Origin of the sequence: Lentzea kentuckyensis (genome assembly GCF_002150765.1) — a bacterium.
GTDB classification, from domain to species: domain Bacteria; phylum Actinomycetota; class Actinomycetes; order Mycobacteriales; family Pseudonocardiaceae; genus Lentzea; species Lentzea kentuckyensis.
The window spans coordinates 18,902-32,266 of record NZ_MUYM01000054.1; the positions used below are offsets into that span (position 1 = coordinate 18,902).

At 65.6% G+C, this 13,365-nt stretch carries 15 protein-coding genes and 1 tRNA gene; 6 read left to right on the forward strand and 10 right to left on the reverse strand.

Features of this window, described 5'->3' with window-relative positions; genetic code table 11:
* Positions 1-14: 14 nt before the first annotated feature.
* From B0F77_RS24395 to B0F77_RS24410, 4 genes are all read right to left on the reverse strand, one after another.
* Entirely contained in the window at positions 15-830 is an 816-nt protein-coding gene (locus B0F77_RS24395; RefSeq protein ID WP_086665385.1) for a spermidine synthase, read from the reverse strand.
* Positions 831-859: 29 nt separating this feature from the next.
* Complete coding sequence (gene speD / locus B0F77_RS49940; protein ID WP_086665301.1) at positions 860-1,255, reverse strand: adenosylmethionine decarboxylase; 396 nt, start codon at positions 1,253-1,255, stop codon at positions 860-862.
* Positions 1,256-1,288: 33 nt separating this feature from the next.
* Positions 1,289-2,455 carry a type III PLP-dependent enzyme gene (locus B0F77_RS24405; RefSeq protein ID WP_086665302.1) on the reverse strand — a complete coding sequence of 389 codons (1,167 nt, stop codon included), beginning with the start codon at positions 2,453-2,455 and terminating at the stop codon, positions 1,289-1,291.
* 107 nt (positions 2,456-2,562) lie between these two features.
* The gene (locus B0F77_RS24410) at positions 2,563-3,747 is read right to left on the reverse strand and encodes a metallophosphoesterase (protein WP_342746827.1); all 1,185 of its coding nucleotides are present in this window, start codon (positions 3,745-3,747) and stop codon (positions 2,563-2,565) included.
* Positions 3,748-3,950: 203 nt separating this feature from the next.
* Here B0F77_RS24410 and B0F77_RS24415 point away from each other — a divergent pair, with 203 nt between their 5' ends.
* The 3 genes from B0F77_RS24415 (at position 3,951) to pabB (ending at position 7,369) form a co-directional block, all read left to right on the forward strand.
* Positions 3,951-4,448, forward strand: coding sequence for a SigE family RNA polymerase sigma factor (locus tag B0F77_RS24415; protein ID WP_086665303.1), 498 nt, complete (start codon positions 3,951-3,953; stop codon positions 4,446-4,448).
* Positions 4,445-5,278: a hypothetical protein gene (locus B0F77_RS24420; RefSeq protein WP_086665304.1), complete on the forward strand. Its 834-nt coding sequence runs from the start codon at positions 4,445-4,447 to the stop codon at positions 5,276-5,278. The genes B0F77_RS24415 and B0F77_RS24420 overlap by 4 nt, the downstream gene beginning before the upstream one ends.
* A gap of 93 nt (positions 5,279-5,371) precedes the next feature.
* Entirely contained in the window at positions 5,372-7,369 is a 1,998-nt protein-coding gene (gene pabB / locus B0F77_RS24425) for an aminodeoxychorismate synthase component I (RefSeq protein ID WP_086665305.1), read from the forward strand.
* A 121-nt stretch (positions 7,370-7,490) separates the two neighbouring features.
* Here pabB and B0F77_RS24430 read toward each other — a convergent pair whose 3' ends face one another.
* Positions 7,491-7,832, reverse strand: coding sequence for a histone-like nucleoid-structuring protein Lsr2 (locus B0F77_RS24430; RefSeq protein WP_030476951.1), 342 nt, complete (start codon positions 7,830-7,832; stop codon positions 7,491-7,493).
* A 323-nt stretch (positions 7,833-8,155) separates the two neighbouring features.
* Between B0F77_RS24430 and B0F77_RS24435 the strand changes: the two genes are divergently transcribed.
* The 3 genes from B0F77_RS24435 to B0F77_RS24445 all read left to right on the forward strand — a co-directional run bounded on the left by B0F77_RS24435 (position 8,156) and on the right by B0F77_RS24445 (position 9,039).
* Positions 8,156-8,437, forward strand: coding sequence for a metal-sensitive transcriptional regulator (locus B0F77_RS24435; RefSeq protein WP_030466675.1), 282 nt, complete (start codon positions 8,156-8,158; stop codon positions 8,435-8,437).
* Positions 8,438-8,489: 52 nt separating this feature from the next.
* Positions 8,490-8,563, forward strand: a tRNA-Leu gene (locus tag B0F77_RS24440).
* Positions 8,564-8,796: 233 nt separating this feature from the next.
* A complete protein-coding gene (locus B0F77_RS24445) occupies positions 8,797-9,039 on the forward strand; it encodes a hypothetical protein (RefSeq protein ID WP_086665306.1) in 243 nt (80 codons plus the stop codon).
* A 455-nt stretch (positions 9,040-9,494) separates the two neighbouring features.
* Here B0F77_RS24445 and B0F77_RS24450 read toward each other — a convergent pair whose 3' ends face one another.
* From B0F77_RS24450 to B0F77_RS24470, 5 genes are all read right to left on the reverse strand, one after another.
* Entirely contained in the window at positions 9,495-10,079 is a 585-nt protein-coding gene (locus tag B0F77_RS24450) for an IS3 family transposase (RefSeq protein WP_211293982.1), read from the reverse strand.
* Positions 10,080-10,232: 153 nt separating this feature from the next.
* A complete protein-coding gene (locus tag B0F77_RS24455) occupies positions 10,233-10,838 on the reverse strand; it encodes a hypothetical protein (protein ID WP_143466881.1) in 606 nt (201 codons plus the stop codon).
* A gap of 23 nt (positions 10,839-10,861) precedes the next feature.
* Entirely contained in the window at positions 10,862-11,686 is an 825-nt protein-coding gene (locus B0F77_RS24460) for an ESX secretion-associated protein EspG (RefSeq protein WP_342746828.1), read from the reverse strand.
* Between the two features lie 155 nt (positions 11,687-11,841).
* Positions 11,842-12,285 (reverse strand): Scr1 family TA system antitoxin-like transcriptional regulator, encoded by a 444-nt coding sequence (locus B0F77_RS24465; RefSeq protein ID WP_086665308.1) that lies wholly within the window; start codon positions 12,283-12,285, stop codon positions 11,842-11,844.
* On the reverse strand, positions 12,286-12,537 hold the full coding sequence (locus B0F77_RS24470; RefSeq protein WP_086665309.1) for a helix-turn-helix domain-containing protein: 252 nt from the start codon (positions 12,535-12,537) through the stop codon (positions 12,286-12,288).
* Positions 12,538-13,365: the final 828 nt, after the last annotated feature.

Consider the following 13,365-nt stretch of genomic DNA (forward strand, 5'->3'; position numbering starts at 1 on the left):
CTCAACACCCGGACTCAGGCCAGCGACTGCCGCACCCGGTAGGGCGGAATGCTGTTGCCCAGCAACGCCAGGTCGTCGATCGACTCCGGCTGGTACCCGGCCGTCTTCAGCCGCTCGACCATCAGCGCGGTCGGGTCCTCGACCACGTCCGCGCGGCCGAACAGGTACGCCCACTCGTGCTCGTCCGAGCCGTAGTAGGCGACGGTGTCGAACACCTCGTTGAACCGCTGCCAGGAGCGGATCAGCGTGGTGTTGCGCCACATCGTCTGGCACCCGGACTGGTTCACGACGACGCCGCCGGGACGCAGCAGCGCCTTGCACATGCGCAGGAAGTCGGCGCCGTACAAGCGGTTGTGCTGCGCCTCCTCCTCGCGCTCGTCGGGCAGGTCGACCAGCACGATGTCGTACTTCTCCGACGTCGTGCGGATGTACTCGAACCCGTCGATGTACTGCACGCGGATCGGGCCGTCACCGCGCTCGGCGGCAGCCAGTTCGTCCAGCGTGTACCCGTACGGCAGGTGCTCGGCGCACAGCTTCACGGCCTGCTCGTCGATGTCGATGTGGTCGACCACCGACGCACCGTGCTGAACGGCCATCTGGCACACGACGCCCTCGGAGGAGCCGATCACCAGCACGCGCTCGACGGTGTCGGCCAGCAGCAGCGCCGGCACCATCAGGGCCTCGTGGTAGGTCAGCTGGCTGAACTCCGTCGACTGGCGGTCGTTGTCGCAGAACAGCGACACGCCCTGGGCCGTGCGGCCGATCACCAGGTGCTGGAAGTCGGTCTTGGTGTCGACCAGCACCTCGTCCACGCGCCAGTGGCGGGTCATGCCCTCGGCGAGCGGCTCGTTGATGGTGTTCACGCGGCGTGCTCCTTGATGCCACGAGTGACGACGTCCGTGCTCACGTGAGCGGCGCCCAAGGCGTCAGCGAGTAGCTGGACGGCCAGCGCGGGTTTCGCACGAGTACCGCAGGTGAACACGTCGACGAACACCGACCCCACTTCGGGATACGTGTGGATCGACGCATGGGACTCCGACAGCAGAGCCAGCACGGTGACTCCTTGAGGATCGAACTTCTTGGAGATCACCTCCAGCACAGTTGCGTCGGCCTGCGTGAGAACCTCACCAAGGGCGTGCTTCAGGAACTGCTCGTCGTCGAGCAGATCGGCACTCACGCCCGAGAGCTCTGCAAGTACGTGCTGTCCCGCGAACAAACCGACGGTTTCCTCGGTCTGACAGGGCGCTTCGGACATCAATCACTCCAAACTATGTGAATTACGACGGACTTAGATGCAGTACGTGGCCAACGGCGGGAAACCGTTGAAGCACACGGACGAATAGGAGGAGGTGTAGGCGCCGGCGTGGAGGATGTCCACGTGGTCGCCGGCCTCCAGGTCCAGCGGCAGGTCGTAGCGCGTGTGCTGGTAGATCACGTCGTCCGCGTCGCACGTCGGACCGGCCAGCACGATCGGGCCGACCGGGCCGCCGTCGCGTGAAGTCCGCAACCGGTAGGCGATCGCCTCGCCCTCGGTCTCGGCGAGGCCCTGGTAGCGACCGATGTCGACGTACACCCAGCGGCGTTCGTCCGAATAGGACTTACGCGACACCAGCACGACGGAGGAGCGGATCATGCCGGCCTCGGCGGAGATCGCGCGGCCGGGCTCGATCATCACACGAGGCCGCACGGCACCGAAGTGCCGGGTGAGGGAAGTCTCGATGGCAGAGGCGAAAGCCTCCAGGGTGGGCGTGTCCTCCTGGTACACCGCGGGCAGGCCGCCACCCAGGTTCACGGTGGTGGTCTCGATGCCTTCCGCACGCAGTTTCGACGCGATCAGGGCCGCGTCGGCGATGCCGGAGTCCCAGCCCTGCACGGACAGCTGTTGCGAGCCGGCGTGGAACGCGACGCCAAGAGGAACGAGTCCCAACTCGTGCGCGAGCCGCAAGAGATCCGTCGCCATCTCCGGATCGCAACCGAACTTGTTGCCGAACGGGTACGTGGAACCCTTGCTGTGTACAAGGATTCGCACCAGGACGGACGAACCGGGCGCGTGCGCAGCGACGAACCGCACGTCCTGCTCGCTGTCCGACACGAACAGTCGCACGCCACGCGAGTAGGCATACGCGATGTCAGCAGCCTTCTTGATGGGGTTGCTGTAGGAGATCGACGACGGTGCGGCGCCGCGCGCCAGGCACAGGTCGATCTCCGCGGGTGAGGCGACGTCGAACTGCGAACCCTCGGAGACCAACGTGCCCACCACGTCGGACTCGGGATTCGACTTGACCGCGTAGAAGATGTCGATGGACGGCATCGCGGTGTGGATTGCCTGGTAGCGCGCGCGGATCGTCTCGAGGTCGATCACCAGACACGGTGTCGACGGGTTCTCCTGGTCCAGGAAACGCCGAATACGAGCCTCTGCCTCGTAACGCCGGTCGACGGCGAAGCTCTCGGTCATTTCCCCAGGGTTCCCCCTTCATCCGCCTCGCGGTCCGTACGCGGGCACGGCCGTCCACTCTACGGCCTGGACACCGCAAGTACGCAATCCCGCGGGCCGAGTGTGATCTACCCGGCAGACTTCAGCTCGATCATGGTGATGTCCGGGGGCGCGCCCACGCGCACCGGTGGCCCCCAGAAACCCGCGCCACGACTGACGTACAGCCACGTGTCGTCCACCTTCGACAGCCCCGCCACGCTGGGTTGCTGCACCGGCACAACGAAGTTGAACGGCACCATCTGGCCGCCGTGTGTATGACCGGACAACTGGAGGTCGACGCCGCGTGAAGACGCGTCGCCGACCTGCACGGGCTGGTGTGCCAGCAGGACAAGCGGCTTGTTCTTGTCCCGGCCCGCCAGCGCGCGGTCCAAGTCCGGTCCGTCGTTGTACGACTTCCCCGTCACGTCGTTCACACCCACGAGCTCGATGCCACCGGCGACCGTCAGACCCTCGTTGCGCAACGGGTTCACGCCGAGCCGGTCCAGCTCCGCGATCCACTGCTCGTGACCCGAGAAGTACTCGTGATTGCCTGTCACGAAGAAGCTGCCGTGCCTGGACACCAGGTCCCGCAACGGGGCCGCGGCCTCGCCCAGTTCAGCGACGGTGCCGTCCACCAGGTCGCCGACGATCGCGACGAGGTCGGCCTCCTGCTCGTTGATCATCCGCACGATCCGCTCGGTGTGCGAACGGCCGAGCAGCGGCCCGAGGTGGATGTCGCTCACGACCGCGATCCGGAAGCCCGACAACGACGCCTGGAGCTTGTCCAGCGTCACCGGCACGGTCAGCAGCTGCGGCGCGCCCAGCGCCTGCGTCATGCCGTACCCGACCACGCCGCCCGCCGCGATGCCCGAGCCGATCGCGACCGACCGCGAGATGAACAGCCGCCGTGACGGGTCCGGCACGACCTCGACCGGCTCGACCGGGTCAGGACCCGCGCCCACCGCGGCGGGCACGAGGGTCGCTCGCCTGAGCAGGACCCGGCGGGGGATCTCCGCGATGCCGAGCGCGATGGCCAGGTAGAAGAGCAGGGCGAGCCACACGAACCCAGGCCAGGCGAAGAACTTCCCGTACTCCGGCGGCACCCTGCGGGTCACGACCAGCGCGCTCATCAGCAGCACGAACGCCCCGGCGACGGCCAGCCCGCCGACCCGCCGCCCGAGCGTGCGCGGGCGCGTGGTGTCCACGACCAGCCGCCGCCACAGGTACAGATGGCCCAGTCCGGCCGGAACTCCGAGGAGCAACAGGAAAATCACGACATCAGTATGCTTTTCGCCTTTCCGGGCGTGATCGTCGGAGGTGCCCACGGGCCCGCCCGATCACTTTCGGCACGCGGACCGTCACCGCCGGTGGGACCCTCGGCCCGCGGAGGCCGAAAAGAATTCCTCGCGAGGTCCATGCAACCCGCCAGGCCGCAGGTGGCGTGAGTAACCCGGTACCGCAGATAGGGGGAGACCTGATGAGTGATCGGGACGCCGCGTTCCAGGAGTACTTCGCGGCCCGTTCCGACGCCATGCGTGGCACGGCTTACCTGCTGTGCGGCGACTGGCATCGCGCGGAGGACCTCGTGCAGCAGGCGTTCACGAAGCTCTACCTGGCGTGGCGCCGGATCGAACGGCACGAGGCGCTGGACGCCTACACCAGGCAGATTCTGGTGCGGACGTTCATCTCCGAGCGACGGCGCGGGTGGTTCCGGTTCGAGTCGGCGAGCGACGAGCTCTCCGACTCGGCAGCTCCGCCGGGCACCTACCCCGAGGAACGAATGGTGTTGCTGGAGGCTCTGGCGAAGGTGCCTCCCAAACAACGTGCGTGCCTCGTCCTGCGGTACTGGGAGGACATGTCGGTCGAACAGACGGCAGTCGTCCTCAAGTGTTCGGAAGGAACGGTAAAGAGCCAGGCCGCGCGGGGGCTGCAGACGCTGCGCGGTCTGCTCTCACAGCAGGAGAGGGTTCGATGAACGAACAGGACCTCAAGCGAGTTTTCGAAAACGTTGTGGTGGCGAGCAGCCCGCCGCCGTCGATGGATCCGGTCCGCGCGCTCGACGTGGCGCGCAAGGCTCGGTCGAAGCGGCGGTCGTCGATCGTCGGTGCTCTTGTCGCGGTGCTCGTCGTCGGTGTCGGCCTCGGCTCGGCGTTCGCGCTCAACCCGACGGCCGCGAAGGAGTACATGATGGGGGCCGGCCCCAGCAGCAGCTCCTCCTGGGCGGGCGAGTGGCCGGACGGGCAGACCGACCGCACGGCTCACAACGGCCCTCAGGCGGAACGGGCGCAGAAGCTGCTCGACGAGCTCAAGGGCGTGGTGCCGGCCGGGTACGACGCACCGCAGCTCAAGTACCAGGACCCCAGCTACTCCGGGGGTGACATGCAGCGCACCCAGGGCCAGGTCGCGTCGAACAAAGGCGACGTGCCCGAGGTCTGGCAGTACATGGCGGAGACACCGGTGCGCAAGGACGGCAAGGTGGGGTGGCTGCTCGTCGAGTCGTCCACGCCCAACCCGGCCATGCCGGACGACCCGTGCGCCCTCGCCAAGGACTTCTGGGGCATGGGCGGGACGTGCAAGGTGTACGACGTCAAGGGCCTCAAGGTCGGTGTCGTGCAGGAGAACCCGAGCGGTCGTGACCAGTTCGACAAGTGGGCCACCTACCGGTCCAACGACGGTCAGATCGTGACGGTCGCCCAGGACGACAGCTACCTGGGCGGTGGCTACCCGGCGCTCGCCGAGCCGTTGTTCTCCGAGGAGAAGCTGGCCGAGCTGGCGACGGATCCCCGGTTCCGCGTCGGCAGCTGAGTCAGCGCGTTCGTGCGGAGGGCGGTCACGTTTGTGGCCGCCCTCTCTCGTTGCTCTTTTCGGGTGTTTTGGCAGGTAGAGTGCCGTCCTGCAATGCGGACTCTGCTCATCGACAACTACGACTCGTTCACGTTCAACCTCTTCCAGCACCTCGCTGAGGTGAACGGTGCCGAGCCCGTGGTCGTCCACAACGACGACCCGCGATTCCGGCTGGCCTCACTGCGTTCGTTCGACCACGTGGTGATCTCGCCAGGACCCGGCCGGCCGGGCAACCCCGCCGACTTCGGCATCTGCCGCGCGGTGATCGAGCACGCCGAGATCCCGTTGCTGGGCGTGTGTCTGGGACATCAGGGACTGTGTCTTTCCTATGGCGCCGTTGTCGGCCCTGCGCCCGTGCCGCGCCATGGGGTCGTTTCCCCGGTCACGCACACGGGCGTCGACGTGTTCGCCGGACTGCCGTCGCCGTTGGACGTCGTGCGCTATCACTCGTTGGCGGTCACTGAACTGCCTTCTTCTTTGGAACCCATCGCGTGGAGCGACGACGGCGTGCTGATGGGTGTGCGCGCTCTCGACCGGCCCGCGTGGGGCGTGCAGTTCCACCCCGAGTCGATCTGCACGGACTTCGGACGCGAAATGCTCGCGAACTTCAGCGCGCTCACCCCCACGCGGACGGCCGCGGTGCCGGAACCGGTGCTGGTTCGTCGAGAGCCTCAGAGGCGCGCTGTGCACGTCCGGCGCCTGGACCTGGCCGTCGACGCGGAGGAAGCGTTCGCGGCGCTCTACGGGACGTCTGAGGCCGCGTTCTGGCTGGACAGCGGATCCGGCGGGCGGTTCTCGTTCATGGGGGACGCGTCGGGCCCCCTCGCGCGCGTCGCGCAGTACTCGGTGCCGGACCACGAACTCGTGCTCAACGGCGAACGACTGTCCTGTCCATCCTTCTTCTCGTGGCTGGACGAGGACCTCGCGCGATGGAGCGTGGAGCAGCCCGACGTGCCGTTCGACTTCGCACTGGGGTGGGTCGGGTATCTCGGCTACGAGTTGAAGGCGGAGTGCGGCGGCGACTTCGCACACCGCGCGGAACAGCCTGACGCGTCGTTCGTCTTCGCGGACCGTGCCGTGGTCATCGATCACGTTGATGATTGCGTCTATTTGCTCTCGTTGACCGACGACTCCTGGTTCGGCGACGTTTCCGCCGTCCTGGCAGATCTGAGGCATTTGGGTGAGCCTTCGCAACCTGTCGTGTCCGACGTGACGCTGCGGCATCCGCGTGCGCACTACCTGAAGCTGATCGGCGCGTGCCAGGAAGCGATCACGGCGGGGGAGACGTACGAGGTGTGCCTGACGAACATGATGTCTTGCACGACGCCGGGGCATGCGCCGCTCGACCCGTGGGCCACTTATCGGCTGCTTCGCGCCGCAAATCCCGTTCCGTTCGGGGCGTTGCTGCGTTTCGGCGAACTGTCCGTGCTCAGCACGTCACCCGAACGATTTATCCGGGTCGACCGAGATGGCGTCGTGGAGTCATCGCCGATCAAGGGCACACGCCCTCGTGGTGTTGATGCGTCGGACGACGAGATGTTGCGCACAACGTTGGCCCGTTCGGTCAAGGACCGGGCGGAGAACCTGATGATCGTGGACCTCGTCCGCAACGATCTCGGCACGTGCGCGGAAGTGGGTTCGGTCGAGGTGACGCGGTTGTTCGACGTCGAGACCTATGTGACCGTACACCAATTGGTGAGCACCGTGAGAGCCAGGCTTCGGCCGGACAGTTCTGCCGTCCGATGTGTTCGAGCGGCGTTTCCCGGTGGTTCGATGACCGGTGCACCGAAGATCCGGACCATGCAGATCCTTGATGGGTTGGAAGCCGGTCCACGTGGGGTGTACTCGGGAGCGCTCGGTTACTTCTCGCTCAACGGAGCCGCCGACTTCAGCATCGTCATCCGAACCCTCGTCGCGAACGGCGACCAGGTCAGTTTCGGTGTTGGCGGAGCGGTGATCTCGCTGTCCGAGCCCGACGAGGAATTCGAGGAGACAGCGGTCAAGGCAACAGCGGTGTTACGCCTGTTCGGAGCGGACTTTCCCGGTCGTTGATCCCACGTTCCGGGGAAGATGTGAACGAACAGGACTGTGTTTGATCCTGATGGGTCGAACCTCGGGTTAACACGTCGGCCGGCGACCCGGCCGACGTGTGGAAACCTCGCTTTTGCGCAGGTCAGGAGGCGTGCGCTTCCTGGAACTGCACGACCAGGTTCTGCGGAATGCGACCACGGTCCGAGATCTGGTGCCCCTGTGCCCGAGCCCAGTCACGAATGCGCTGCGCCTCGGCCTTGTCGGTGGCCTTCACCGTCGACTTGCCGGTGCCCTTGCGCTGCTTGCGGCCACCCGCACGACGGGCCTTGCCGACGAAGTCCGCCAGCGACTCGCGAAGCCGCTCCGCATTTCCCTTCGACAGGTCGATGGCGTACTCGACACCGTCAAGTGCGAAGGTCACGGTCTCGTCGGCTTCTCCGCCGTCGAGGTCGTCGATGAGTTGGACGACGGTCTGCTGTGCCACTGTTCCTCCGTTGGGTACTCACATAGCACGCGGATCCTCGACGTAACCACGTGCTCCGACAACACCATAGTCCAGATGAGGAAAAACGGCGAACCTTTCGCCGCTAAAATGTGACCCAACCGCCCGGTCGGGTCATTTACCCGGTGAAACCACAGGGGTGTTATGGGTCCAAAATGTGCAGCTAGTCGTCTCACTTCGTCCCGTTGCTGGGCTTGCTGGCCGCTTCACCATTCCCGCTGACGGAGCAGCGCTGCACATAACGCACCCCCATCCGTGCGGGTATCCTCGACATACCCGCCAGGGGTAGGGAAGGTCAGGAGCCGATGCACGGGTACACCGCGGACAAGGACGCATACCTCAAGCGACTGCGCCGCATCGAGGGACAGATCCGCGGTCTCCAGCGCATGGTCGAGAACGATGAATACTGCATCGACGTCCTCACCCAGATCTCCGCCGCCACGAAGGCGCTGCAGGCGGTCTCGCTGGGGTTGCTCGACGAGCACCTGAAGCATTGTGTGGCCCAGGCGGCGGCCGAGGGCGGGCCGGTGGCCGAGGAGAAGCTGGCGGAGGCGTCGGCGGCCATCGGACGGCTCGTGAAGTCCTAAGGGTCCCCTGCGGAAACCTGTTGGTCTGATCCGCTAGAGTTCATCCCGCTACGCCCCCGTAGCCCAATCGGCAGAGGCAGCGGACTCAAAATCCGTCCAGTGTGCGTTCGAGTCGCACCGGGGGCACGTACAACATCTACACACGAGCCCGTGACCGTGCTGGTCACGGGCTCGTGTGCGTCTTGGAACATTTCGTCGATCCTTTCCGCAGCTCCGGCGATGGCGGTGAGCCGGTCGGCCGGCAGTTTGATGGTCAGAGTCACGTAGTTGCTGTCCGGGTGCAGCCGGATGGTCAGCTGGGTGGTGTCGAACAGCTTCCGCAGCAGCTTCTCGGGTGCCTTGGCCAGGTCGATTCGTAGTTGTGGGAGCGCGTCGATCAGGTTGGCGTCCTCTTCACTGGGCTTGGTGGGCTCAGCGTCGTCCAGGGCGTCGAGCTCGGCGATGGCGGCCAGGTTGGCCTGTTTCTCGGCTTCGAGGTCGTTGTAGCTCTGGCGCAGTCCTCGACTGAACGGGTCATCGGGATCGCCGCTCTGGGCCTGGCGCAGGATGGTGTCCTGTCGGCGAGCGACATCGGCAATGCTGCGTTGCAGTCGCTCTCGTAGGGCCTGCCGTTCCTGGGTTTGCCGGTCGTTGACCGTGGCGAGCTCGGCGGCGAGGATGGCTCGGCGGTGCGGGCCGAAGACCCTGTCGGCGTAGAACGCGGCAATCGCTTCGAACAGCTTGCTTTCGCGGATGTAGACCGTCTTTGCGTGGTTGGGGTAGTTGTCGGGGCGGCCGAGGTTGTTGTTGCGCGGCCAGCACAGGTAGTAGGCACGTTCGCCACGTTGGCTGCCGAACATCCGGCGCCCGCAGGAGTCGTACACCATGCCGCGCGACACGTAGGTGCGAGCGGTTGCCGGGCGAGTGTTCTTCTCGTCGCCGTCGCGAGAGCCGCGTTTGGTCTGCCTTCGTGCGTTGAGCTCATCGAACATCCACTTTGGAATCAACGGCTCGTGCGCCGGTGCGGTGGACCACACCTAGAGGTTCACCCCGAACGGTGGACAGGGGCGTAAGAAGATCAGGCAGCTGCTCGGAGTGACTTCTCATAGTCGCTGGGACTGCGCATCCCGAGCTTGGAGTGCCGCCGCGTACTGTTGTAGAAAAGGATCCAATCGTCAACTGCGGCAACGAGTTCCGTCTTGGTGGCGTAGACGTGCCGGTAGTAGTGCTCGTGTTTGAACGTCGACCAGAACGACTCGGCGGGGCTGTTGTCCCAGCAGATCCCGGTGGCGCCCATCGATCGGCGCAGTCCGTGCCGGAAACAGGCCTGCGCGGTCAGGTTCGCCGTGTATTCGCCACCGCGGTCGGAATGTAGGACTGTGCCACGACATTCGCCGCCGCGGGCTGCCACGGCCGCCTCGATGGCGGTGGTGACCATCTGGGCGTTGATGTGGTCGGCGATGCTGTAGCCGAGAACTGTGCGGGAATGCCCGTCGCGGATCGCGCACAGGAGCATCTCGCCCTCACCGCAAGACAAGTACGTGATGTCGGTCAGCCACACGGCGTTCAGACGGCCCTGGTCGAACTTGCGCTCCTGCTGGACGACGGTGTTGTGGTTCATCGCGTAGGCCGGCATCTCGGCCAGGTCAATTCGATAGATCATCGCGATGTTTCGTGACCCGCAGGCGCAGGGGAGAGGCAGCGGGAGCTGAGTGGCGACAGCGGTGAAGACGAGCAACATCGGCAGGGCCCTGAAAGGTTGCTCCAGCGGCATGGGCACCAGCTCGGAACGCCTTCATCTGGGTCTTCGCGGCGTCTACGGCGTCTGGACCGCGTCGTAGAACGACTTCGCGAGTTCACGTAGTGGCCCCCTGCACTCCTGCGACCTCGGCGCGGGCTTGTCCGCTGGTTTGTTCTCGAGAATCAGCACGGCGTTGACGTCGAGGATTATCAGCATGCAGCTGTCCTTGCCCTTCGGCGTCAGCCACTTCGCCTTCTCACCCACCTCCACGTCCCCAGCCGCACCGTCGTCGGCCGGATCGGCGCCAGGCTTGGACGTCACGTCGTACACTTCACGGGCCTTGAGCGCTCCTCTACCTGGACCAGCAGGCCCCGAGATGTCGCTCTTCTCGTCTTGCCACGCCGACACCTGCAGGTTCACCCGCGGCCAGTCCGGGATGCGCTGGAACTCACATCCGGTGAGCATGTCGGACACCGAGGGGTCTTCGTTGCCGGACCGGAACGGCGGCAGACCCGTCACCCTCTGCGTCACCTGCTGGCAGGTTGGCAGTGCCGTGTACTTGGCGCGAACGGGCGCAGGCGATGTCGCTGAGGTCGGCGACGTGCTGGACATGCCCTGCGGCTTGCCGCTCACCGCGTCGCCACCGGTACACGCCGCCGCACTCAACGCGAGCACTGCCACGCCCACGATCCCAGTGGCTCGATTCACTGCGCCCCCAGACCCTTCCACACGTCCTCTTCCGGATCGGCTTCCTCTGCGCGAAGGCGACGCTTGGACGGGCTCGCCGGTGTTATACCTCGATCCGAGGTGAGCCCGGCATCGCTGAACACCTCCCACAAATCTTGTTGGAGCTGCCCGACGTTCGCCCGAGAGACCGCTGCGGCGTCCGCCGTCAGTCCGACCAACGCCCTGTTGCGGATCTGCAGTGTCACGAGACCATACGGACTGCGTAGTGTTGTCACCTGGAGTGACACCTTGTCGGCGTTCTCCCTGGCTTCGCGCAGCTGCCGGCCGATGGCGGCCTGTTCTACCTTGACCTGAGTCAGCCACGTCTCCAGGTCAGGCATGCCGGACCAGCTCTGAAAGCTGACCGGTTCGGGTTCGGCACGGTGCTCGCTCCGTGCCTGCCGTTCGACGGTGGCAGCGATCCGCACAGCGTCGGGCTGGCAGAGCCGGAAGGCGATCGCGTTGTCCTGCTGCTCCGCAATCACGCCCGTGCGGTCGTCAGTGACTGCGAGTGCCACAGGCTGCGTTTCATCGGCGGTACCGACCAAGGCGACCGCAAGGTGCCCGCGGGCGAACACGTGCAACGCCTGCACCGACTCCGGCGCGAACTCGCCGTCACGGACCAGTCCCCGGTCAATCAGGTCCCGGTGCACGGCCTCGATCAGCCGAACCCGGTCCTCGCGCGTGGTGCCGTGATGCGGAATGGCGAACGGGAACCGCCGCAAATTGATTCGCAACGCCTCGCCGAGCACATCCAGCGCCGCGAACGAACAGACGATCTCCCCCGACACCCTGAAACCCACCTCTCGCTGCCCGCACCGCTCCCCACGGTGCGTGACCGCGCGACATACTGCCAGTCGAACACCTATCAACAGAGCGTTACCACTCCGAGTCAGTCGAAGATCTCACCCGGTTGGCGCAGCCTCATCCGCCAGACCAGAACGAACACGAGCGCTCGTCACAGTTCAGCTATCGCCTCGGCGATGAGCTCGAGTGACTCTCCTTCGGGCAACGCCGTCTGATGCAGCTTCTCGAATCGCTGCGCACACTGCTCGATCAGGTCCAGCTCGCTCATCTCCATCAGATGCAGCAACTGTGCCTTCATCACCTGCGGGCCGCTGACAACCGGCCGGAGCACGGACTCAGGGAATACCGCTTGGACGTTGAGCGGATCCTTGTCGCAGAGTCGGCTCGACCAGGAATCCCTGACCGCTGCCTGCAGCGCCGCACGGTACGGATCGTCGACCCGTACCGCGAAGTGCGCGTAGTCAGGGAGCTGGAGGAGCGGCGGAACAAAATCAGTGGTGAACGTGCGCAACGCCGTCGCTTCGAAAACCAGATCGGCGAGGTCTGCCGCCGGGTCGAACGACACCGCACTGCCATCGAGCACGCGGGTACGCACCTATTCGGCGTGCTGCGACAGTTGGACGACGGACTGCCATTCCGAGGCCGGCACCTTGTAGACGTATCCCAGCGCCATGATGTCGAGCACTGCGGACGGCTGCACCGCGTTCTCGATCATCGACAACTTGGCGCTGCTGAAACCCACCCGCTGCCCCGCGTCGGTCAGGCTGAGCTGCAGCTCGTTGCGCCACCCGGCCAGCTGCCGCCTGATGGCGCGTTCGAGCGTCGTGGCCCGGAAGTTCTTCGGCATCCCCGTGTCATCCCATGTCCGCCGCGTCGCCCAACTCCTCGAACGGCACGAAGCTGCACCCACGTAGCTCGCGGACCAACGCCGCAGCGACCATCCACTGAGTCAGCGGATCACCGTAGGTAAGACGAACGGCATTGACCGCGACAGGCGCGAACACACCTGGCCGGTAGAGAGTGCCCCAGACACCCACGACCGCGAACTCCCGAACTCGAACGGCAACAGCGCCGCACCGAAGCGCCGGGCACAGCCGCATCGACGTCCCCACGCACCGAGCACAGACCGGCGGGTCCACCGAAGCCGCACCTTCAGGCCAACCTGGCCAGTCCTTGCGGAAATCCCGCATCAACCACAGAACACCTTCCGGCGTTCGATCCGCCGGCCCCGCACACACCTGGCACAGCAGCTCACACATTGCTCGCCGCTGCCGAGCCGGATGCACCCTGGCGAACTCCGGCCTTCCCTCCAGGAGACGCTCCGCCACTCGCGCCCACAGGACACCCTGCTCATCCCGATCACCCAGAAGCTCACGCGCATAACCGACACCGCGGCCATCTGGACGTACCGCCAAGTCGCACCGCAGGTCCTGCTCACCAGGCCGCGCGGTCACATACGGCGCAACAATGCCGCCAGGCTGCAATGTTCGAACCTCGGTCATCGTCACTCGGTTCTCTCGTTCGTCGTCGTCAATCCTGTGTTGTGCAACGGGTTTGGTCACCCGCGCTGAGAGCTGCGTGCGCCACCGCTGTGAAGTCCGGAATCGACACGCCTGCTGGTCCTGTGAGCCACCGCAACCGGTGCTGCCCGAACCGACTCGGCGGAAGATCGACG

Bases quoted from the DNA above. Each gene is read 5' to 3' on its own strand.
- B0F77_RS24395 (WP_086665385.1), bottom strand. From the start codon at position 830: ATGACCCGCCACTGGCGCGTGGACGAGGTGCTGGTCGACACCAAGACC.
- speD (WP_086665301.1), bottom strand. From the start codon at position 1,255: ATGTCCGAAGCGCCCTGTCAGACCGAGGAAACCGTCGGTTTGTTCGCG.
- B0F77_RS24405 (WP_086665302.1), bottom strand. From the start codon at position 2,455: ATGACCGAGAGCTTCGCCGTCGACCGGCGTTACGAGGCAGAGGCTCGT.
- B0F77_RS24415 (WP_086665303.1), top strand. From the start codon at position 3,951: ATGAGTGATCGGGACGCCGCGTTCCAGGAGTACTTCGCGGCCCGTTCC.
- B0F77_RS24420 (WP_086665304.1), top strand. From the start codon at position 4,445: ATGAACGAACAGGACCTCAAGCGAGTTTTCGAAAACGTTGTGGTGGCG.
- pabB (WP_086665305.1), top strand. From the start codon at position 5,372: ATGCGGACTCTGCTCATCGACAACTACGACTCGTTCACGTTCAACCTC.
- B0F77_RS24435 (WP_030466675.1), top strand. From the start codon at position 8,156: ATGCACGGGTACACCGCGGACAAGGACGCATACCTCAAGCGACTGCGC.
- B0F77_RS24450 (WP_211293982.1), bottom strand. From the start codon at position 10,079: ATGATCTATCGAATTGACCTGGCCGAGATGCCGGCCTACGCGATGAAC.
- B0F77_RS24470 (WP_086665309.1), bottom strand. From the start codon at position 12,537: ATGCCGAAGAACTTCCGGGCCACGACGCTCGAACGCGCCATCAGGCGG.